This is a genomic window from Amycolatopsis sp. NPDC039088 (assembly GCF_055598845.1).
The window spans coordinates 1-19,088 of sequence record NZ_JBVKAE010000026.1; the positions used below are offsets into that span (position 1 = coordinate 1).

Here is a 19,088-nt window from a genome sequence, read left to right on the forward strand (position 1 = left end):
GGCTCACCGGAACCCCACGCGCCACCACACGAACCAGCCCGATCCGCCACCTCGCCCTAGCCCCAGCCGCCTGACCAGAGAAAACCAACAGCATCACTCAACGTCCCAATTCCTTCATAGACGTCGGCCTGCGCCATGATCAAGAGGTCCCCGACCTGCACGATCCCGACATTGCCGGGACCCTACTCTCAAGGTAGGGAAGGAGGCCTTTACGGACTTTCCCGGCTAGAGGCTCGCGGTGAGAGATGGGCTGGATGGGCTGTCAGACACCGGTGTTGTTCCACGACGCGGGGTCGCTGCCCGGCACGTGCGTCGCTTCTGTCCACTGTGGATTCGCTCCGGGCAGCACGCCGGGCATCCTGACCCTGGTCAGCCGTCCGAGCTGGCTGTCGACGTCCTCCAGCCACTCGGTCCCGTCGAAGCCCGAGGGACCGGGTTCCTTACGCCCCAACGAGTCCAGCCACTGCGCGGTGCCAGCCAGCGAGGTACGAACGTGCCAGCTGCCGCCCTCGGTCATCGCCCGGCGCAAGGCGGTCATGATCGCCGCCGCGGTGAGCCAGCCGGTGGCGTGGTCGAGCGCCTGCACCGGAAGCGGTCCCGGACCGTCGAGCCCGGCGGCCTTCCCGCCTTCGTCGGCGATCCCCGACGCCATCTGCACCAGGCTGTCGAACCCGCGCCTGCGCGCCCACGGCCCTTCCCAGCCGTAGGCCGACAGGTCCGCGACCACGATCCCCGGATGGAGTTCGGCGAGTGCCTCCGGCGAGAAACCCTTGGCCACCAGCGATCCCGGCCGGAAACCCTGCAGGACGACGTCGGCGCGGGCGACCAGCTTCCGCAGCCGCGCCCGGCCGGCCTCGGACTCCAGGTCGACGTACGCCGACCGCTTGCCCATCCCGGTGTCGACCGCCAGCGGCGGCACGGTCGGCAGGTTCGCCGAACCGACGTGCAGCACGGTCGCGCCGTGCGCGGCGAGTACCCGGCCCGCGACCGGTCCGGCGATGACATGCGTCAGTTCCAGGACCCGTACGCCGCCCATCGGCCGGTCGGACTCGAAGAGCCGCCGGGGTTCCGACGGGCCGAGCGGCCGGATCTCGGCGACCGGCAGCGCGGACGAGGCCTGCCCTTGCTTGTGCGCCAGCCACTCCTCGCGGGAGCGCAGCACGGCCGCGGCGCCACCGGCGCCGATCACCGCGGACTCGACCTCGTACTTCGACTTGGCCGCGACGACCTTCTCGAACGCCGCGCGGGTCGCGGGCACGCCGAGGCCCCAGCACACGGCGGAGACGTGACGCGGGTAGTTGCAGTGCAGCCGCACCCAGCCGTCGTTCGCCCGGTAGTCGCCGGACAGCGGCGCGCTGAACGGCACCGGCTCCCCGTCGACCCGGATGTACTGCTCGCTGTGGAACGACGCCGCGGCGTGCCGGGTGTCGACCGAGACCTTGCCCGGCTCGATTCCCCGCACCCGCAACAGTTCCCCGGCCGCCAGCGTCGCCGCGGCGATACTCGACGTCGCCGCCTCCTCGACCCGGAAGATCCCGGGCAGGACGGACCCGGGGCCGGTGACCTCGACGGCGTCTTCGGCCAGGGTGTCGCCGGTGAGCGTGGTCCAGACGCGGGCGTCCACTGGGGCGTTCACTACGGCAGCAGGGCGATCAGTTCGGCGGGGGCCACCTTGGTCCCGGTGTAGAACGGGATCTCCTCGCGCACGTGGAGGCGGGCCTCGGTGCCGCGCAGGTGGCGCATCAGGTCGACGATGCGGTGCAGTTCGTCGGCCTCGAAGGCCAGGATCCACTCGTAGTCGCCCAGTGCGAACGACGCGACCGTGTTGGCGCGGACGTCCGGGTAATCGCGGGCCTCCTTGCCGTGGTCGGCGAGCATCTTGCGGCGCTCGTCGTCGGGCAGCAGGTACCACTCGTAGGACCGCACGAACGGGTAGACGCAGATGAACTTGCGGGCCTCTTCACCGGCGAGGAACGCCGGGATGTGGCTCTTGTTGAACTCCGCCGGGCGGTGCAGCGCGACCTGGCTCCACACCGGAACCGAGGCGCGGCCGAGCGGCGTGTGCCGGAAACCGCTGTAGGCCGCCTGGACCTGCTCGATCTCCTCGGCATGCCACCAGATCATGTAGTCGGCGTCGGCCCGCAGCCCCGAAAGGTCGTAAACCCCGCGGACGACGACGCCCTTGGCCTCCAGCGCGTCGAGGTACTCGGTGGTCTCCGCGGTCGCCTGCGCGCGGTCGTCGCCGAGCTTGCCCTGCTCGGCCCGGAAGACCGACCAGGCGGTGTAGCGGATGGTGTCATTGAGCTCGTTGTAGTTCAGCCGCGCCATACCGCCATCTTGGCACTGCCGGTGCTCAGGAGCCCTCGTGGGTCGGTGTGATCCCGGCGATGCGCCGGGCGGCCGCGTCGGCGGTGGCGATACACGCCGGGAGCCCGACGCCGTGCAACGTCGCGCCCGCCACGGCGAGCCCCGGCACGGCCGCGACGGCACGTTCGATCCGCTCGACGCGGACGAGGTGCCCGGTGCCGTACTGCGGGAGCCCGCCGCCCCAGCGGGTCACCAGGGTGTCGATCGGCTCGGCCGTGACACCGGTCAGCCGGGCCAGGTCGTCGCGGACCACGCGGACGAGTTCGTCGTCGTCGGCGTGCAGCGCCCCCGGTTCGCCGAAGCGACCGACCGAGCCACGCACCAGCACCGGGCCTTCGCCGTACTGCGCCCACTTGCGGGAGGAGAAGGTGAACGCCTTGGCGGCGAAGGGTTTCCCGGCAGCGTCCCGCTCCCCGGCGCCGATCAGCACCCCGGACGACTCCGGCAGCACGGTCCCCGGCGGGAGCGCGAGCGCGACCACCGCCATCGAGGCGAGTTCGACCTTCGCGAACACCGACGAGGCCACTCCTGCGACACCGTCGAGCAGCCGCCGCGCCGAAGGAGCCGGGACGGCGAGAAGGACGGAGTCGGCTTCGAGGTCGTCGACCTGCCAGCCGGTGGCGGTGCGCTCAAGCGCCGTCACGGTGGTCCCGGTCCGGATCTCGGCGCGGGACAGCTCCGCGAGCCGGGCGATCAGCGTCCCGAGGCCGCCCAGCAAAGTGCCGAAGACCGGCGCCGTACTCGGCGAGGCGGGCATGAGCGACGCGGCGCCTTCGGTGAGCGAGCGTGCGCCGCGATCGATCGCGGACGCGAGACCGGGCATCGTGGCACGCAGCCCCAGCCCGTCCGCTCCCCCGGCGTAGACGCCGCCCAGCAGCGGGTCGACGAGCCGGTCGACCAGTTCGTCGCCGAACCGTTCGCGCAGCAGCGGGCCGAGCGGTACGTCCCCGTCGGGCAGTTCCATCGGCGGCAGCGACGATTCGGCCTCGACCAGGGCGCGGCCCTTCTCCGACAGCACCCCGGCGACGGCGTCGGCCGAGGCGGGAACGCCCATGACCGTGCCCGGCGGCAGGCCGAGCACGGAACCACCGGCGTGGATCTTGGCCCTGGCCTTGGTGGGGTGGACCAGGCTTTCGCTCAGCCCGACCTCGCGGACCAGGGCCAGCGCCTCGGGACGGCGGGTGAGGAAAGCCTCCGCGCCGACGTCGTAGCGTGCCCCGGCGAGCTCGACCGTGCGGAGTTTCCCGCCGAGGGACCCCGTCGCTTCGAAGACGACGATCCTGGCGTCTTCGCCGAGCAGCGTCCGCAGGCGGTAGGCCGCGGTCAGTCCCGAGATACCGCCACCGACGACGGCAATGGTCTTCACGCCCTTCACGGCTGAAGCTCGTGCACCAGCCCGACCACGCGCGTCAATACGTCGGGGTCGACACCGGGCAGCACGCCGTGGCCGAGGTTGAAGATGTGGCCGTCGGCCGCGCGGCCCTCGGCATGCACGCGCCGGACCTCCGCTTCGAGCACCGGCCAGGAGGCGTGCAGCAGCGCCGGGTCGAGGTTGCCCTGCACGATCCCGCCACCGAGCCGCCGGACCGCTTCGTCGAGCGGGATGCGCCAGTCGACGCCGACCACGTCGGCACCCGCGTCGCGCATGGCCACCAGCAGCTCGCCGGTGCCGACGCCGAAGTGGATCCGCGGCACGCCGTACGCGGCGACCGCGGACAGCACCTTCGCCGAATGCGGCAGGACGAACTCGCGGTAGTCCCGCTCCGAGAGCGCGCCCGCCCACGAGTCGAACAGCTGGATCGCGTCGGCCCCGGCGTCCAGCTGCGCGCCGAGGAAGGTGATCGCCATGTCCGCCAGGCGCCCGGCCAGCTCGTGCCACAGCTCCGGCTCGGAGTGCATGAGCGCCTTGGTGTGCTCGTGGTTGCGGCTCGGCCCGCCCTCGATGAGATAGGAGGCCAGGGTGAACGGCGCGCCCGCGAAACCGATCAGCGGCGTCTCGCCGAGCGACCCGACCAGCAGCCCGACGCCCTCGGCGACCCGCTGCACCTGCTCCGGGTCGAGGACCGGCAGCGCGCGCACGCCCGCGGCGTCGCGGATCGGCGAGGCCACGACCGGGCCGGTACCGGCGACGATGTCGATGTCGAGCCCCGCCGCCTTGAGCGGGACGACGATGTCACTGAAGAGGATGGCCGCGTCGACGCCGTGACGGCGGATCGGCTGGAGGGTGATCTCCGCGAGCATCTCGGGGTCGAAGCAGGCTTCGAACATCGAGGTGCCTTCGCGCAGTGCCCGGTACTCGGGCAGCGACCGGCCGGCCTGGCGCATGAACCACACGGGGGTATGCGCCGGGCGTTCGCCGCGCGCGGCGGCGAGGAACGGCGCTCCAGGCAGGGCGCGACGGGCCGCCGGGACGGTCTGCGCGGGAGAAGCAGCTGAAGGAGACATCACGGTTCATGGTGCCATGGGCGCTCAGCGGCCTTACTCTCGGCGCGTCTGCGCCCCGAACCGGACTATCGCGTCCTACAGTCGGTTGGTGACCGCGATGACGTCAGTACCCGATCTCTTCCGTGAAGCCGTCGCGGCGTTGCAATCGGTCCGGCCCCGTCCCGAAGTGCAGCTGGAGACGATGCGTCCGCCGCAGCGCCTCGCGCCGTGGTCGTACGCGGTGAGCTGCGAGGTGGAGGGACCCGCGGACGTACTGGCGTCGGGACGGCTGGTGCTGCTGCACGATCCGGATGGCCAGGAAGGCTGGGACGGCGTCCTGCGGCTGGTCATGTACGTCCGCGCGGAACTCGACCGGGAACTGGCGACCGATCCCTTCCTGCCCGCCGTGGGCTGGTCGTGGCTGACCGACGCGCTGGAAAGCTCCGGCGCGGAGTGGACGGCGCTGGGTGGCACGGTCACCGAGACGTCGTCGGCCCGCTTCGGCGACATCTCCGGTCCCGCGCGCACCGACGATCTGGAGCTGCGGGCGTCCTGGACGCCGACCGACGCCGCCCTGCGGCCGCACGGACAGGCCTTCTGTCAGGTGATGGCGAGCGTCGTCGGACTGCCTCCGGTCGGCGTGACCCTCTTCGGACAACGCCAGTCCTCCTGAGCCCGGCCGCCTCCTGAGCCTCGCCGCGCGTCCCGACACGCCGGAATCCCACTAATCGAGACATAGCATTCGGGTTATTTTGCGATTCCCGGTCGGCTAGCGCTGCTAGGAAAGCTAGCGATACTAAAGGTCCCTTGCTCCCCCGCGCGAACCGCGGCTGGAAGTACGTGAAGGACCCCTTCACTGCGCCTAGCGCAAGCAAGGGGACCTTCATGCACTCGCGAGCCCCCGCGAAGCGCCCGTAGACGCCTTCGCCTACGCCGTACGCGAGACCCTGAGAGCGTCCGTACGCCGTCGAGACCGCCCATAGGGCCATCTGGACTAGACCAGCCCCGACCAGCGGAGAGCCTGCCGTCCAGAGGTCTGGACCACCCCGTTCGTGCTACGCACAGTGTCACTGACCGCAACAAGATCAAGTCTGCCGGAACCGGCTCTCGTGACACCCCGAGTTGCTTCCGGAGCGTTACGGTCACGGTCACCGAGCGAAGTGATCATGACGCTCCGCGAAGTTGATCAAGCCCCATGCCGGAGGGACATTCCGCCCTCCGCCGCACCGCCGTCCGGCGGTACCGGGAAGAGGCACCGGCAGGTGCACGACCCATCTGCACAGTCGGTTGAGCCCCGGTAACTGAAGTCCATCGCGTTCATTTGGCGATGTGTTAGCCACCGGCTGTGTACTAGCCCGATCGTGTTACTACGAACTCCCTGAGTGACTGCCGGTTTGAGATAGATACCCGTTCGATCCCCCCGCGACGGCCTCAGGGCGGCTACAGTGCCATCGACGACACCACTTTCGGTCTAAAGCTGGCGCGGCTGAACGGCCGAAAGTCCCGGTGCCGGTCGGGGGGCACGACCGACTCCAGGGAGGTAGTGACGTGGCTACCGTCGGCATTTCTCAGGCCGTCCGATCCACGCCAGCCGGTTCATTGCCGGCGAGCATGGTTCCGCACCCGCGGGAAGAGCTTTTTTCCGTGTTGGTGGTCGATGACCACCCGCTGTTGAGGGAGGCAATCTCAGCAAGACTCGCACAGATGGGTGCGGGCACCGTCCACGAGGCCGCCACGGTGGCCGAGGCGAGGGCGCGAGCACAGGCCACTGGGCCTTGTGATCTGGCGATCCTCGATCTCGGACTGCCGGATGGCAGTGGCATCGAGCTGGTTACGGAACTCCGTAGCCAAGGCTGGCCTCGAGTAGTGGTGCTCGCTTCATCAGACGACCCGTACGCGGTCAGGTCGGCGTTCCAGGCCGGCGCCCAGGCATACCTGCTCAAGTCGGCATCGCCGGTCGTAGTGACCGACGGCGTCCGCAGGGTGCTCGAGGGCGGCGTCTACGCGGACCCGAGCGTCGCACCGGTCCTGGCCACCGGCACCCGAGTCGCCGGCACCGACAACACCCCGCGCGAGCTTTCGGCGCGCGAGGTCGAGGTGCTGCAGCTCGTCGCCGACGGCCAGTCCAACAAGGAGATCGGCGAGGAACTCAGCCTCTCCGCTCTCACCGTGAAGTCTCACCTCTCCCGCATCGGGCGCAAGCTCGGCACGGGTGACCGGGCTCAGATGGTGGCGCTGGCCATGCGTGCCGGCGTGATCCGCTGACAAAGGCGAACTGCCCTGCGGGGCGGGCGGACCAGGCGCGGTCCGCTCGTCCCGTAGGGTCTTCACCTATGGAAGGCGACCGACCAGGAGCACCAGAGGCGGACTCGACGACCGGCACCGAAGACTCCGGTGCACCGGTTCTGCTACGCGAGCCCTCCGAGGGCACTCCACCGGTGATCGCCGACGCGACCGCCCTCGCCGAAGCCTGCGCGAAGATCGCGGGCGGCAGCGGGGCCATCGCGGTGGACACCGAACGCGCGTCCGGCTACCGGTACTGGCCCAAGGCCTATCTGGTGCAGCTGCGCCGCGAAGGTGCCGGCTCCTTCCTCATCGACCCCATTCCCCTCGAAGGGCAGCTCGCACCCCTCGCGGAAGTGCTCAACGACGCCGAATGGGTGCTGCACGCGGCCTCACAGGACCTGCCGTGCCTGGCCGAACTCGACCTGCGTCCGAAGAGCCTGTTCGACACCGAACTCGCCGGACGTCTCGCCGGGTACGAACGGGTCGCCCTCGGCACCCTCGTCGAACTCCTCCTCGGCTACCAGCTGGAGAAGGGGCACAGCGCCGCCGACTGGTCGAAGCGCCCGCTCCCGGTCGATTGGCTCAACTACGCCGCCCTCGACGTCGAGCTGCTCATCGAACTGCGCGAGAAACTCGAAGCCGACCTGGCCGCCCAGGGCAAGCTCGAATGGGCCCAGCAGGAGTTCGAGGCCGTCCGCACCGCGCCGCCGCCCGCACCTCGGGCCGAGCCGTGGCGCCGGACATCGGGCGTGCACAAGATCCGCAGTGCCCGTGGCCTCGCCGCGGTGCGCGAGCTGTGGCAGGCACGGGACGAACTCGCCCGCAAACGCGATCGGGCGCCGAGCCGGATCCTGCCCGACAGCGCGATCATCAACGCCGTCACCGCGGATCCGAAGACCGTCGACCAGCTGCAGGCGCTCCCGGTGTTCAGCGGCCGGGTCCAGCGCAAGTACACCGCGAGCTGGCTGCGGCACCTCCAGAACGCCCGCTCGCTCCCGGCCGACGAGCTGCCGACCCCTGCCCAGCAGACCGACGGCCCGCCGCCGGTGAACCGCTGGTCCGACAAGGATCCCGACGCCGCCGCCCGGCTTTCGGCCGCTCGCGCCGCACTGGCCGCAATCGCCGAAGAGCGCAAGCTGCCGGTGGAGAACCTGCTGCTGCCGGAACTCGTGCGCCGCACCTGCTGGCGTCCGCCCGCCGATCTGAGCGAGGAGTCGGTCGCCAAGGTCCTCGGCGACGGCGGCGCCCGGCCGTGGCAGATCGAGCTGACCGCGGCGGCGCTGAGCAAGGCACTGCACTCGACCGCCGCCGCCTGACGGAGCCCGATCGGACCCACGCCTCACCGCGGCCTTCTTCGTCAGCTCTCCAGCAGGGCCCGGGCGGAAGTGCGCAGACCGGCGTCCGGTTCCCCGAGACCGGCGAGCCTCAGGACGCTGTCCGCGCCTTCGACGGCGTGCGCCTCGACGTCCAGGTCCGGGCGGTCGCGCCGGACGATCGCGATGCTCTCCACGAGGCCGAACACGAGGTCGGTCCGGATGCCCGCGAGGTCGCCGGGGACCCCGGCCGCCTCGACGAGGGCACCGTAGACGCGTTTGAGTTCCGCCCGTTCGGCCCGGAACCGCGCCAGCCTCGGCGAGGAGATCTCCGGTAGCAGGTACAGCGCGCCGAGGTTGTGCCGCGCGCTGCCGAGCAGGTGGATGTCGGCGTAGGCGAGCGCCCACAGCCGGACGCCGACCGGCGCGTGCACGGCCGAGAGCTCGCCCGCGACGTCGAGCGACGGCCGGACGGTGTCCTCCAGCAGTGCCGCCAGAATGTCCTCTTTGGACGGGAAGTGGTAGTAGAGCGACGCCTGGCGCAGGCCGGCGCGTTCGGCGATGGCCCGCGTGGTCGTCGCCGCGTATCCGGCGCCGGTGAACAGCTCCCCCGCCGCGTCCAAAACCGCGAGGCGCGCCTCCCGCTTGCTCGCCGCCGCGCCGCTGGCCCTCGGCCTGCCCACCCCGGTCGTTTTCGTCATCTATCCGATCCTGCCATTTCTTCGCGGCGATCTTTGTTACGTCCGGCGGTCGGCTCAGGTTACCGAATCCGGTATCTGTTAACACCGCACTTACCAGGCGGAGATGAGAAGGACCCCGCATGCCCTTAATTTCGGTCAGCCGATCGAAATTCGGCCCTTCAGACAGGAGCCCTCGCAATGCCCTCCGAAGACCTTTCCGCCTTCGGGTATCGCCAAGAACTTCGCCGGACGCTCGGCGGTTTCTCGGCCTTCGCCGCCGGTTTCTCCTTCGTTTCGATCCTGACCACGGTGTTCCAGCTGTTCGCCTTCGGCTATTCCTTCGGGGACACGCTGTTCTTCTGGACGTGGCCGCTGGTGCTCGCCGGGCAAATGCTCGTCGCGCTCAACTTCGCCGAACTCGCCGCCCGTTTCCCGCTGGCCGGATCCGTTTACCAGTGGGCGAAACACCTGTCGCCGGGATTCGCGGGCTGGCTCGCGGGCTGGATGATGCTGGTGGGCTGCGTCGTCGCGCTCGCCGCGGCCGCGATCGCGCTGCAGGTGGTGCTCCCCTCGGTCTGGAGCGGCTTCCAGCTCGTCGGCGGTGACCCGGCGGTCACGTCGCCGACCGGGGCCACCAACGCGGTCCTGCTCGGCGCCCTGCTGATCGTCTTCACCACGGCGGTCAACGCAGCCGGCGTGCGGCTCATGGCACGGATCAACGACGTCGGGGTCGCGGCCGAACTCGTCGGCGTCCTGGTGCTGATCGCCGGTCTCGCGTTGTTCGCCGTCCGCGGTCCGCAGGTCGTGCTCCAGCCCGCCGTCGAAAACCCGGGCGTAAGCGGAGTACTCGCTTCCGCCCTCATGGCCGCATACGTTCTCTACGGTTTCGACACCGCCGCCTCGGTCGCCGAGGAGACCAAGGACGCCCGCCGCACCGCGCCGCGCGCCGTGCTCCGCGCGCTCCTGATCTCCGGGCTCGGCGGGCTCGCGGTCGTCCTCACCGCGCTGATGGCGGCACCGAGCCTGACCGACGGACAGCTGGCCGGGAAGGGCCTGCCGTACGTGATCACGGCCGTCTTCGGCGACACCCTCGGCCGGATCTTCCTCGCCGACGTCGCGATCGCGGTCGTCGTCTGCACCCTGACCATCCAGACCGGCACCGTCCGGCTGATCTACGCGATGGCCCGCGACGGCGCGCTTCCCGGCGCCAAACGGCTTTCCGCGGTCAACTCCCGCACCGGCACACCGATCGCGCCCGCCATCCTGTCCGGGGCGCTCGCCATCGCGCTCCTGGCGCTGAATCTCGGGAACCCGACCATCTTCAGCACCATCACCGGTACCTCGGTGGTCGTGGTCTACCTCGCCTACCTTCTGGTGACCGGACCGCTGCTCCTGCGGCGCCGCCAGGGCCGGTTCACCGCCGAACCAGGCCATTTCTCCCTGGGACGATGGGCTATTCCGGTCAACGTCGCGGCAGTAGGGTACGGCGCGATGATGATCGTCAACATCGCCTGGCCACGAGCCGCGATCTACGACCTGGCGGGCACCGGCTCCGTCTGGGTCCTGTTGTTCCCGATCGAGTTCGTCGGCGCCGCGCTGCTCACCGGCTACCTCTGCTGGCGCCGCCGCTCCGCGCTCACCACGGTTCCCGTCCCCACGATCTGAAGGAAGGTTCCATGAGCACGACATCGACCACGTACGGCGCTCGCGACCACGCCCGCGCCCAGGCGGGAACGGTCGCCGAGACAATGCCGTCGATCCCGGCGTCCACCTGGCCGGACCCGCCGCCGGGGATCGACCCGGCGAAGCTGGTCTGGGCCGAGACCGTCGCCGGTGGCGGCTACACGCACAAGGTGCTCGCCCGCGGCACCGAGCTACGGTTGACCGACGTCGAGGGAGACGCCTGCGCGCATCTGCTGCTGTTCAACGCCGACCAGCCGTGGGAGCGGCTGAACGTCGCGGACACGGTCAAGGTCCAGTGGAACGCCTACCTCGGCGAGGCGATGGCACTGCTGTCCGATCAGGCCCGCGTGCTGGCGACGGTCGTCGCCGACGAGAGCGGCAAGCACGACGCCCTGTGCGGAACCTCCACTGTGGACGGAAACGCCGAGCGGTACGGCGACGGCAGCCCGCAGGGTGGTTCGCCGTCGGGGAACGCGCTGTTCACGCTCGCGGCGGCGAAACACGGGCTCACGCCGCGCGATCTGCCGCCTAGTCTTTCCTTCTTCCAGGGCGTCCGCGTGGAAGCCGACGGCGGGCTGACGTTCACCGGCTCGGCCGGACCGGGCAAATCCGTGGTCCTGCGCACCGAACTCCCGGTCGTCGTCCTGATCGCCAATGTGGCGCATCCGCTCGACCCGCGCCCGGACTACCCGGTCACCCCGCTGCGTGTCCTCGCGCAGCGCAGCGCTCCATCCACACCGGACAGTCCTGAGTGGACAGCGTCGCCGGAAGCCCAGCGCGCCTTCGAGAACACCGCCGACTACCTCACCGCCAGGGGGATCGCATGACCACGACGATCGTCTCCGACACCGAGGTCGCCGCGCGGGCACCGTACTCCACCGTGCTCCGGCGCGGCGAGACCTTGACCATCATCGACCTCGGCGGCAACCAGGCCGTCGACTTCCTCTGCTACGACGCCGCAGACACGGCCAAGAGGTACAGCGCGGCCGCCACGATCGCCGCGCAGCGCAACATCTTCCTCACCACCGGCAGCGTGCTGCGCACCGGCGAGGGCGCGCCGCTGCTGACCGTCGTCGAGGACACCTGCGGGCGGCACGACACCATCGGCGGCGCCTGCAGCAAGGAGTCGAACAGCCTCCGGTACGGCCAGCACACGCGCCACCAGCACGCCTGTGTGGAGAACTTCCTCACCGAGGGCGCGAAATGGGGCCTCGGCAAACGGGACCTGGTCAGCAACGTCAACTGGTACATGAACGTCCCGGTCGAACAGGACGGCACGCTCGGCATCGTCGACGGCATCTCCGCGCCCGGTCTCGAAGTCAAGCTCCGCGCCGAAACCGACGTCCTGGTCCTGGTGTCGAACTGTCCGCAGATCAACAACCCCTGCAACGGTTTCGACCCGACGCCGGTCAGGATGATCGTCACCGGCGGTGGCGAGTGAAGCTGCTCGTCGCCAACCGGGGGGAGATCGCGGTCCGGATCCTGCGGACCGCCAAGGAGATGGGCATTCCGACGGTGGCGGTCTACTCCGACGCGGACCGCACCGCCGCACACGTGAGGCTCGCCGACGAGGCCGTCCGGCTGGGTCCGGCGCCCGCCAGGGAGAGCTACCTCCTCGGCGACGCCATCATCGAGGCCGCGCTGAAGACCGGAGCGGACACGATCCACCCCGGCTACGGTTTCCTGTCCGAGGACGCCGCTTTCGCCAGGGCGGCGGAAGCGGCCGGGATCAGGTTCGCCGGACCCACCGCCGAACAGCTGGAGGTGTTCGGCAGCAAGCACACCGCCCGTGACAAGGCCGTCGGCGCCGGTGTCCCGCTGCTGCCGGGTACCGGGCTGCTGGACACGCTCGCCGACGCCGAAGCCGCGGCCGCCGAGATCGGCTACCCGGTGATGCTCAAGGCCACCGGCGGGGGCGGCGGGATCGGCATGCGCGCCTGCGCTTCGGCCGGAGAGCTGCGGGACGCCTGGGACGCCGTGCAGAGCATCGCGGCGAAGAGCTTCTCGACCTCGGGCGTCTTCCTCGAACGGCTGGTGACCCGCGCCCGGCACGTCGAGGTGCAGGTGTTCGGCGACGGTACGGGTGAGGTGCTGGCGCTGGGCACGCGGGACTGCACCCTGCAGCGGCGCAACCAGAAGGTGCTCGAAGAATGCCCCGCCCCGGGACTTTCCGAAGGGGTGCGGGAGAAATTGGTCTCGGCGGCCGTCGATCTCTGCGCGTCGGTGCGCTACCGGTCGGCGGGCACGGTCGAATTCATCTATGACCCGGACCGGGAAGAGGCCGCCTTCCTCGAAGTGAACACGCGGCTCCAGGTGGAGCATCCGGTCACCGAGGCGGTCTACGGGATCGACCTCGTCGAGTGGATGCTCCGGCTCGCCGACGGTGACACCGGGATGTTCGCCACCGCGCCGGAACCACGCGGGCACGCGGTCGAAGCCCGGGTCTACGCCGAGGACCCGGCGGCCGGACACCGGCCGAGCGCCGGTCTGCTGACCCGCGCCGACTTCCCCGACGGGGTCCGCGTCGACACCTGGGTCGAGGCCGGGACGACGGTGACCACGCACTACGACCCCTTGCTGGCCAAGGTGATCACCGTCGGCGCGGACCGGGCCGGGGCGCTGGCCGCGCTGGGGGCCGCGCTCGCGGAAAGCCGGGTGGACGGCGTCCGCACGAACCTCGGGCAGCTGCGCGCGGTCGCCGCCGACCATCGGCTGCGTGAGGTCACGCACGACACCGCGACGCTGGACGCGATCACCGATCCCGAACCGCGGATCGAGGTGGTGCGGGGCGGCACGATGACCACCGTGCAGGAATGGCCGGGACGGCTGGGGTTCTGGCACGTGGGTGTGCCGCCGAGCGGACCGATGGACGACCTCTCGCTGCGACTGGGCAATCGCGCGCTGGGCAATCCCGAAGGCGCACCGGGTCTCGAGTGCACTGTGGACGGTGTGTCACTGCGGTTCACCGACGCCGCAATCGTTTGCGTCACGGGTTCCCCGTCACCGGTCACCGTGAACGAGGAGGCCGTTCCGCAGTGGACTCCGGTCGAGGTGCCCGCGGGCGGTGTCCTCGACGTCGGCACCGGCACCGCCGGGCTCCGCGCGTACGTCCTCGTTCGCGGCGGGATCGACGTGCCGGGCTTCCTGGGCAGCGCGGCGACGTTCACCCTGGGCGGTTTCGGCGGGCACGCCGGGCGCGCGCTCGCGACCGGCGACGTCCTCTCCCTCGGCCCGGAACCGGAGAACGCCGTAACGGGACCGGTTCCCGAGTCCGAACGTCCGGTGTTCGCGACGCACTGGGAGATCGGCGCGTCCGAGGGACCGCACGCGGCTCCGGAGTTCTTCACCGCGGACGACGTCGAAACGTTCTACGCCACCGACTGGGAAGTGCACTTCAACTCCGCGCGCACCGGTGTCCGGCTCGTCGGGCCGCGTCCGCGCTGGGCCAGGGAGGACGGTGGCGAGGCCGGGCTGCATCCGTCGAACATCCACGACACGCCGTACGCGATCGGCGCCGTCGACTACACCGGCGACCTGCCGATCCTGCTGGGCCCGGACGGGCCGAGCCTCGGCGGTTTCGTCTGCCCGGCGACGGTGGTGACCGGGCAGCGCTGGAAACTCGGCCAGCTGCGGCCGGGCGACACCGTGCGGTTCGTGCCGATCACCATCGAGCACGCGGGCGCGTTGCGGACGGACCCCGCCACCGCGGTCAAGGCGAGCCGGAAGCCGATCGACGACGGCGGGATCTTCGGCCGTCTGTCCACATCGGACGAGAACCCCGAGGTCACCTACCGGCGCAGCGGCGACGACAACCTGCTGATCGAGTACGGCCCGATGAAGCTCGATCTGGCCTTGCGGATGCGGGTCCACGCCCTGGCCGACAGGCTGGCCAAGGAGGGGCTCGACGGCGTCGTCGACCTGACGCCCGGTATCCGGTCGCTGCAGGTGCACGTCGATCCGGACGAGCTGCCGGTCTCGAAGCTGCTCGGCATCGTCCAGGAGGTGGAGCACGATCTGCCGCGCACCGCCGACCTGGTGGTGCCGAGCCGGACGGTGCGACTGCCGTTGTCCTGGGACGACCCGGCGACCCGCGAGGCGATCGAGCGGTACATGGCAGGCGTGCGCGACGACGCGCCGTGGTGCCCGTGGAACATCGAGTTCATCCGGCGGGTCAACGGTCTGTCCAGTGTGGACGACGTCTACCGGACGGTGTTCGACGCCGAATACCTGGTGCTGGGTCTCGGCGACGTCTATCTCGGCGCCCCGGTGGCGACTCCCCTGGATCCACGGCACCGGCTGGTCACCACGAAGTACAACCCCGCGCGCACGTGGACCGCGGAGAACTCGGTCGGCATCGGCGGTTCGTACCTGTGCATCTACGGGATGGAAGGTCCCGGCGGGTATCAGTTCGTCGGGCGGACCGTGCAGGTGTGGAGCGGCTGGCGGCAGCGCGGGTCGTTCGAGCCGGGGTCGCCGTGGCTGCTGCGGTTCTTCGACCGGATCTCGTGGTACCCCGTTTCCGCCGAGGAACTGCTGGACCTGCGGGCGCAAAGCTCGGCGGGGGAACTGGAACTCGACATCCGCGACGGCGAGTTCGCGCTGGCCGACCACGAACGGTTCCTCGCCGACAACGCCACCGACATCGCCTCGTTCCGGGCGAAGCAGAGCGCCGCGTTCGAGGCGGAACGCCGGGCCTGGGCGGCCGCGGGCGAATTCGACCCTCGTCCCGAGCCCGTAGGCGCGAAGGTCCCGAGTGCGAAGGTCGAAGTCCCTCCCGGCGGTCACGTCGTCGAAGCGCCGTTCGCCGCGACGGTGTGGCGGGTGGACGTCGAGCCGGGCAAGCGGGTGGACGCGGCGGAGACGCTGGTGATCCTCGAAGCGATGAAGACCGAGGCGCGGATCCCCGCGCCCGCCGCTGGGGAGGTCGTCGAAGTACTCGTCTCCCCCGGCGACCAAGTTGCCCCCGGCACTCCGCTGGTGGTTCTGGGAAGGAGCGCGGGATGAGTGTGCTGGAGCGGGTTCGTGCCGCGTATCACCGGATCGCCCGGGTCGACCGGCCCGAGATCTGGATCGACCTGCGTCCCGAGGACGACGTGCTCGCCGACGCCGAGAAGCTGGAAGCCCGTCGCGCGGCCGGGGAGCCCTTGCCGTTGTACGGGAAACTCGCCGCCGTCAAGGGGAACATCGACGTCGCCGGGCTGCCGACGACGGCGGGATGTCCCGAATACGCCTACCGTCCGGACGAGGACGCGCCCGTGGTGGCGCGGCTGCGCGCGGCCGGGGCGCTGATCCTCGGCACGACCAACCTCGACCAGTTCGCGACCGGCCTGGTCGGCACGCGCAGTCCGCACGGCGCGGTCCGGAACGCGATCGACCCGGCCTACGTTTCGGGCGGGTCGAGTTCGGGCTCGGCGGTCGCGGTGGCGCTCGGGATCGCGGATCTCGCGCTGGGCACCGACACCGCCGGATCCGGCCGGGTTCCGGCGGCGCTCAACGGAATCGTCGGCCTGAAGCCGACGCGGGGCCTCTTGCCGACGACCGGTGTCGTGCCCGCGTGCGCGAGCATCGACTGCGTGACGGTGTTCGCGCGGACGGTCGACGAGGCGACGGCGGCGTTCGCTTGCCTGAGCGAGCCTCGGGATCTTCCCGCGGTCAACCGTCCCGTCCGGATCGGCGTGCCGGAGGCGTTGGGTCCGCTGCAGGATGGCTGGGCGGAGGCGTTCTCCGCAGCGGCCGAGTCGTTCCGTGCGGCCGGGGCCGAACTGGTCCCTGTCGACATATCGGCGTTCCTGGCCGCGGCGAGCCTGCTGTACGAGGGCGCCTTCGTGGCCGAGCGGTACTCGGCGGTCGGTGAGTTCATCGACGCGCACCGGGACGTGGTCGATCCTTCGGTACGGCAGATCATCGGCGCGGCCAAGGACATCCCGGCGCATCGGCTGTGCACCGACCTGGCGACGCTCGACGACCTCAAGCGGGAGACGGTGGCCGTTCTGTCTACTGTGGACTGCCTGCTGACGCCGACGACGACCGGGCATCCGACGATCGCCGAAGTCGAGGCCGACCCGCTCGGCGTGAACGCGCGGCTGGGCCGGTTCACGAACTCGACCAACCTGCTGGGTCTGTCGTCGCTGGCGGTACCCGCCGGAACCGTCGCCGGCCTGCCGTTCGGGGTGATGCTGGTCGGCCCCGCCTACGCCGACCGGATCCTCGCCGACGTCACCCGGCTGGTGCCGCGCCGGACGCGGATCGCCGTCGTCGGTGCCCATCTGCGCGGGCAGCCGCTGAACCACGAACTGACCTCGCGGGGCGGCCGGTTCGTCGCGGCGGGGCCGACGGCGGCCGAGTACCGGCTCTACGCGCTGGACACCGTGCCGCCCAAACCCGGCCTCGTCCGGGTCGCCTCGGGTGGCGAACCGATCGAGGCCGAGGTGTGGGACCTGCCGCTGGCCGGATTCGGCGAGTTCGTGGCGGGTGTCCCCGCGCCGCTGGCGATCGGGAAGGTGCGGCTGGCCGACGGGAGCGAGGTGTCCGGGTTCGTCTGTGAGCCTTCAGCGATCGAGGGTGCCGAGGACATCACACGGTTCGGCGGCTGGCTCGGTCACCTGGCGCGGTGATTCCCTGGTGCGGCGCGGGCCCGGCTCGCGCCGCACCAGGGAACAAGCCACCGCGCCGAGCGCGACCACCGCGATCGGCAACGCCAGTGTCGGGCGCAGCGCGTCGGTGAACGTCGCGTGGTGGGCGAGCCGGTTCTGCAGCAGCGCACCGACAGCGGCGCTGCCGAGCACGGTGCCGACCTGGCGGATCGTGTTCAGCACGCCGGACGCGGCCCCGGTGAGTTCCGGCGCCACCCCCGCCATCGCGAGCGAGACCATCGGGCCGAACACACAGCCGATCCCGGATCCGGCCACGATCAAGGCGGGCTGGAACTCCCACCCCTCGCGGCCGTCGTCGGCGATCACCGCGAACCAGGCGAGCCCGGCCGCGAACAGGACCAGCCCGGTCATCAGGACGTACTTGCCGCCGAACCGGTCCGCGACCCGGCCCGCGATCGGCGACAGGACCGCAGACACCACCATCGCGGGCGCCATCACCAGCCCGGCGAGGAGCGCGCTGAAGTGCAGCACCGTCTGCAGGTACAGCATCACCGGGAGGAAGAGCCCGATCATGCCGACCTGGACGGTCGCGGCCACGAACCCCATGACCGCGTAATCCCGGCCACGGAAGAGCGCGAACGGCAACAGCGGTTCGCCGCCCTGCCTGCCGCGCTGGTGGAGGAGGAACACCGCCAGCAGCACCACGGCGCCGCCCAGCAACGCCCAGATCCCGCCGTTCCAGCCGTAGCGCTGCCCTTCGGTGAGCGCGAAGGTCAGCGCGACGAGGGCCGCCGTGACGATCACGGCGCCGAGGATGTCCAGTTTGTGGCGCGTGCCGCGGCGGACGTCGGGGATCAGGGTGAGCGCCAGAACGAGCACGAGCGCGCCGATCGGGACGTTCACGAAGAAGATCCAGCGCCAGCCGACGGTGCTGACCAGGAGGCCACCGAGCGTCGGCCCGGCGATCGTCGCCACCCCCGCGACCGCTCCCCAGACCCCGAGCGCCGTCCCCCTGCGCTCAGGCGGGAAGGTGGCGACGATGAGCGTCATCGACTGCGGGATCAACGCCGCCGCGCCGAGCCCCTGCAGCGCGCGGGCGGCGATCAGCTGAGCCGGATCACGCGACAGTCCACAAAGGATGGACGCCGCGGTGAACAACGCGACACCCCAGAGGAACATCGTGCGCGGGCCGCGCAGATCACCCAGCCTGCCCGCGGTGATCAGCAGCGCGGCGAGCATCAGGACGTAGACGTTGATGACCCACAACAGCTCGTCCAGCGGCGCGTGGAACTCGTCGAGCATGCCGGGGAGCGCGACGTTGACCGCCGTCAGATCCAGCAGGGTCATGAAGAACCCCAGGCTGAGGATCAGCAGTACCGCCCAGGGATCGCCGCGCCTCATGCCGTCTTGGCGGCCTGGAGGCTCCAGATCCGGCCGTCGGGGTCGCGGACGGTCATCTCCCTCGTGCCGTAGTGCGTGTCCTCGAACGGCGTGACCACCTCGACCACCGGGTCGGGACGGAAACCGTCCTCATCGGACACCTTCAGCGCGATCTGCAGTCCGGGGTCACGGTTCTCCGGGACCTCGACGACGACGAAGTACGCGCCCTCGCCGTTGCGGAAGACCCCGGACCCGTCGCCGCTGGTGAGTTCCAGCTCGAAACCGAGCTCCTGGAAGAACTTCGCGGCCTTGCCCCAGTTCCTGGTCTCCAGGAAGACGGCTTCGATTCCTTCGGTCGCCAT

General features: G+C 70.6%; 15 protein-coding genes. 8 read left to right on the forward strand and 7 right to left on the reverse strand.

The features are described from left to right. Positions 1–262: 262 nt before the first annotated feature. The 4 genes from ACZ7KI_RS29125 to hemE are packed head-to-tail and all read right to left on the reverse strand — an operon-like array spanning position 263 to position 4,812. On the reverse strand, positions 263–1,636 hold the full coding sequence (locus ACZ7KI_RS29125; RefSeq protein ID WP_470276251.1) for a CoA transferase: 1,374 nt from the start codon (positions 1,634–1,636) through the stop codon (positions 263–265). Next, complete coding sequence (hemQ, locus tag ACZ7KI_RS29130) at positions 1,636–2,328, reverse strand: hydrogen peroxide-dependent heme synthase (RefSeq protein WP_470276252.1); 693 nt, start codon at positions 2,326–2,328, stop codon at positions 1,636–1,638. The genes ACZ7KI_RS29125 and hemQ overlap by 1 nt, the downstream gene beginning before the upstream one ends. 25 nt (positions 2,329–2,353) lie before the next feature. Beyond that, positions 2,354–3,733, reverse strand: coding sequence for a protoporphyrinogen oxidase (gene hemG / locus ACZ7KI_RS29135; protein ID WP_470276253.1), 1,380 nt, complete (start codon positions 3,731–3,733; stop codon positions 2,354–2,356). 5 nt (positions 3,734–3,738) lie between these two features. After that, positions 3,739–4,812, reverse strand: a complete 1,074-nt coding sequence (gene hemE, locus ACZ7KI_RS29140) for a uroporphyrinogen decarboxylase (protein WP_470276254.1) — start codon at positions 4,810–4,812, stop codon at positions 3,739–3,741. 88 nt (positions 4,813–4,900) lie between these two features. On the opposite strand from hemE, the gene ACZ7KI_RS29145 reads away from it, so the two are divergent. The 3 genes from ACZ7KI_RS29145 to ACZ7KI_RS29155 all read left to right on the forward strand — a co-directional run bounded on the left by ACZ7KI_RS29145 (position 4,901) and on the right by ACZ7KI_RS29155 (position 8,393). Next, positions 4,901–5,464, forward strand: coding sequence for a DUF3000 domain-containing protein (locus ACZ7KI_RS29145; protein WP_037304423.1), 564 nt, complete (start codon positions 4,901–4,903; stop codon positions 5,462–5,464). Between the two features lie 875 nt (positions 5,465–6,339). Continuing rightward, positions 6,340–7,056 (forward strand): response regulator, encoded by a 717-nt coding sequence (locus tag ACZ7KI_RS29150; protein ID WP_465465929.1) that lies wholly within the window; start codon positions 6,340–6,342, stop codon positions 7,054–7,056. Positions 7,057–7,124: 68 nt separating this feature from the next. Continuing rightward, the gene (locus tag ACZ7KI_RS29155; protein WP_470276255.1) at positions 7,125–8,393 is read left to right on the forward strand and encodes an HRDC domain-containing protein; all 1,269 of its coding nucleotides are present in this window, start codon (positions 7,125–7,127) and stop codon (positions 8,391–8,393) included. A 41-nt stretch (positions 8,394–8,434) separates the two neighbouring features. Here ACZ7KI_RS29155 and ACZ7KI_RS29160 read toward each other — a convergent pair whose 3' ends face one another. Next, positions 8,435–9,091, reverse strand: a complete 657-nt coding sequence (locus ACZ7KI_RS29160; protein ID WP_465503531.1) for a TetR/AcrR family transcriptional regulator — start codon at positions 9,089–9,091, stop codon at positions 8,435–8,437. 177 nt (positions 9,092–9,268) lie between these two features. Here ACZ7KI_RS29160 and ACZ7KI_RS29165 point away from each other — a divergent pair, with 177 nt between their 5' ends. From ACZ7KI_RS29165 to ACZ7KI_RS29185, 5 genes are read left to right on the forward strand one after another with little or no spacing between them, the layout of a single operon-like run. Continuing rightward, complete coding sequence (locus ACZ7KI_RS29165; protein ID WP_470276256.1) at positions 9,269–10,735, forward strand: amino acid permease; 1,467 nt, start codon at positions 9,269–9,271, stop codon at positions 10,733–10,735. A gap of 11 nt (positions 10,736–10,746) precedes the next feature. Then, a complete protein-coding gene (locus ACZ7KI_RS29170) occupies positions 10,747–11,580 on the forward strand; it encodes an urea amidolyase associated protein UAAP1 (protein WP_470276257.1) in 834 nt (277 codons plus the stop codon). Next, positions 11,577–12,194, forward strand: a complete 618-nt coding sequence (locus tag ACZ7KI_RS29175; protein WP_470276258.1) for an urea amidolyase associated protein UAAP2 — start codon at positions 11,577–11,579, stop codon at positions 12,192–12,194. The genes ACZ7KI_RS29170 and ACZ7KI_RS29175 overlap by 4 nt, the downstream gene beginning before the upstream one ends. Further along, positions 12,191–15,757, forward strand: coding sequence for an urea carboxylase (uca, locus tag ACZ7KI_RS29180; RefSeq protein ID WP_470276259.1), 3,567 nt, complete (start codon positions 12,191–12,193; stop codon positions 15,755–15,757). The genes ACZ7KI_RS29175 and uca overlap by 4 nt, the downstream gene beginning before the upstream one ends. Next, positions 15,754–17,367 (forward strand): allophanate hydrolase, encoded by a 1,614-nt coding sequence (locus ACZ7KI_RS29185; protein WP_470276260.1) that lies wholly within the window; start codon positions 15,754–15,756, stop codon positions 17,365–17,367. The genes uca and ACZ7KI_RS29185 overlap by 4 nt, the downstream gene beginning before the upstream one ends. Here ACZ7KI_RS29185 and ACZ7KI_RS29190 read toward each other — a convergent pair. Together ACZ7KI_RS29190 and ACZ7KI_RS29195 are read right to left on the reverse strand one after the other, a co-directional pair. Beyond that, on the reverse strand, positions 17,302–18,747 hold the full coding sequence (locus ACZ7KI_RS29190) for a DHA2 family efflux MFS transporter permease subunit (RefSeq protein ID WP_470276261.1): 1,446 nt from the start codon (positions 18,745–18,747) through the stop codon (positions 17,302–17,304). The two genes, ACZ7KI_RS29185 and ACZ7KI_RS29190, sit on opposite strands and share 66 nt — an antisense overlap. After that, positions 18,744–19,088 carry a VOC family protein gene (locus tag ACZ7KI_RS29195; RefSeq protein ID WP_470276262.1) on the reverse strand — a complete coding sequence of 115 codons (345 nt, stop codon included), beginning with the start codon at positions 19,086–19,088 and terminating at the stop codon, positions 18,744–18,746. The genes ACZ7KI_RS29190 and ACZ7KI_RS29195 overlap by 4 nt, the downstream gene beginning before the upstream one ends.

What these genes read in the sequence shown, in the direction of transcription:
- ACZ7KI_RS29195 (WP_470276262.1), bottom strand. Translation starts at nt 19,088, where the DNA reads ATGGCGACCGAAGGAATCGAAGCCGTCTTCCTGGAGACCAGGAACTGG.
- ACZ7KI_RS29175 (WP_470276258.1), top strand. Translation starts at nt 11,577, where the DNA reads ATGACCACGACGATCGTCTCCGACACCGAGGTCGCCGCGCGGGCACCG.
- ACZ7KI_RS29165 (WP_470276256.1), top strand. Translation starts at nt 9,269, where the DNA reads ATGCCCTCCGAAGACCTTTCCGCCTTCGGGTATCGCCAAGAACTTCGC.
- ACZ7KI_RS29190 (WP_470276261.1), bottom strand. Translation starts at nt 18,747, where the DNA reads ATGAGGCGCGGCGATCCCTGGGCGGTACTGCTGATCCTCAGCCTGGGG.
- hemE (WP_470276254.1), bottom strand. Translation starts at nt 4,812, where the DNA reads ATGTCTCCTTCAGCTGCTTCTCCCGCGCAGACCGTCCCGGCGGCCCGT.
- ACZ7KI_RS29185 (WP_470276260.1), top strand. Translation starts at nt 15,754, where the DNA reads ATGAGTGTGCTGGAGCGGGTTCGTGCCGCGTATCACCGGATCGCCCGG.
- ACZ7KI_RS29160 (WP_465503531.1), bottom strand. Translation starts at nt 9,091, where the DNA reads ATGACGAAAACGACCGGGGTGGGCAGGCCGAGGGCCAGCGGCGCGGCG.
- ACZ7KI_RS29155 (WP_470276255.1), top strand. Translation starts at nt 7,125, where the DNA reads ATGGAAGGCGACCGACCAGGAGCACCAGAGGCGGACTCGACGACCGGC.
- hemQ (WP_470276252.1), bottom strand. Translation starts at nt 2,328, where the DNA reads ATGGCGCGGCTGAACTACAACGAGCTCAATGACACCATCCGCTACACC.
- ACZ7KI_RS29170 (WP_470276257.1), top strand. Translation starts at nt 10,747, where the DNA reads ATGAGCACGACATCGACCACGTACGGCGCTCGCGACCACGCCCGCGCC.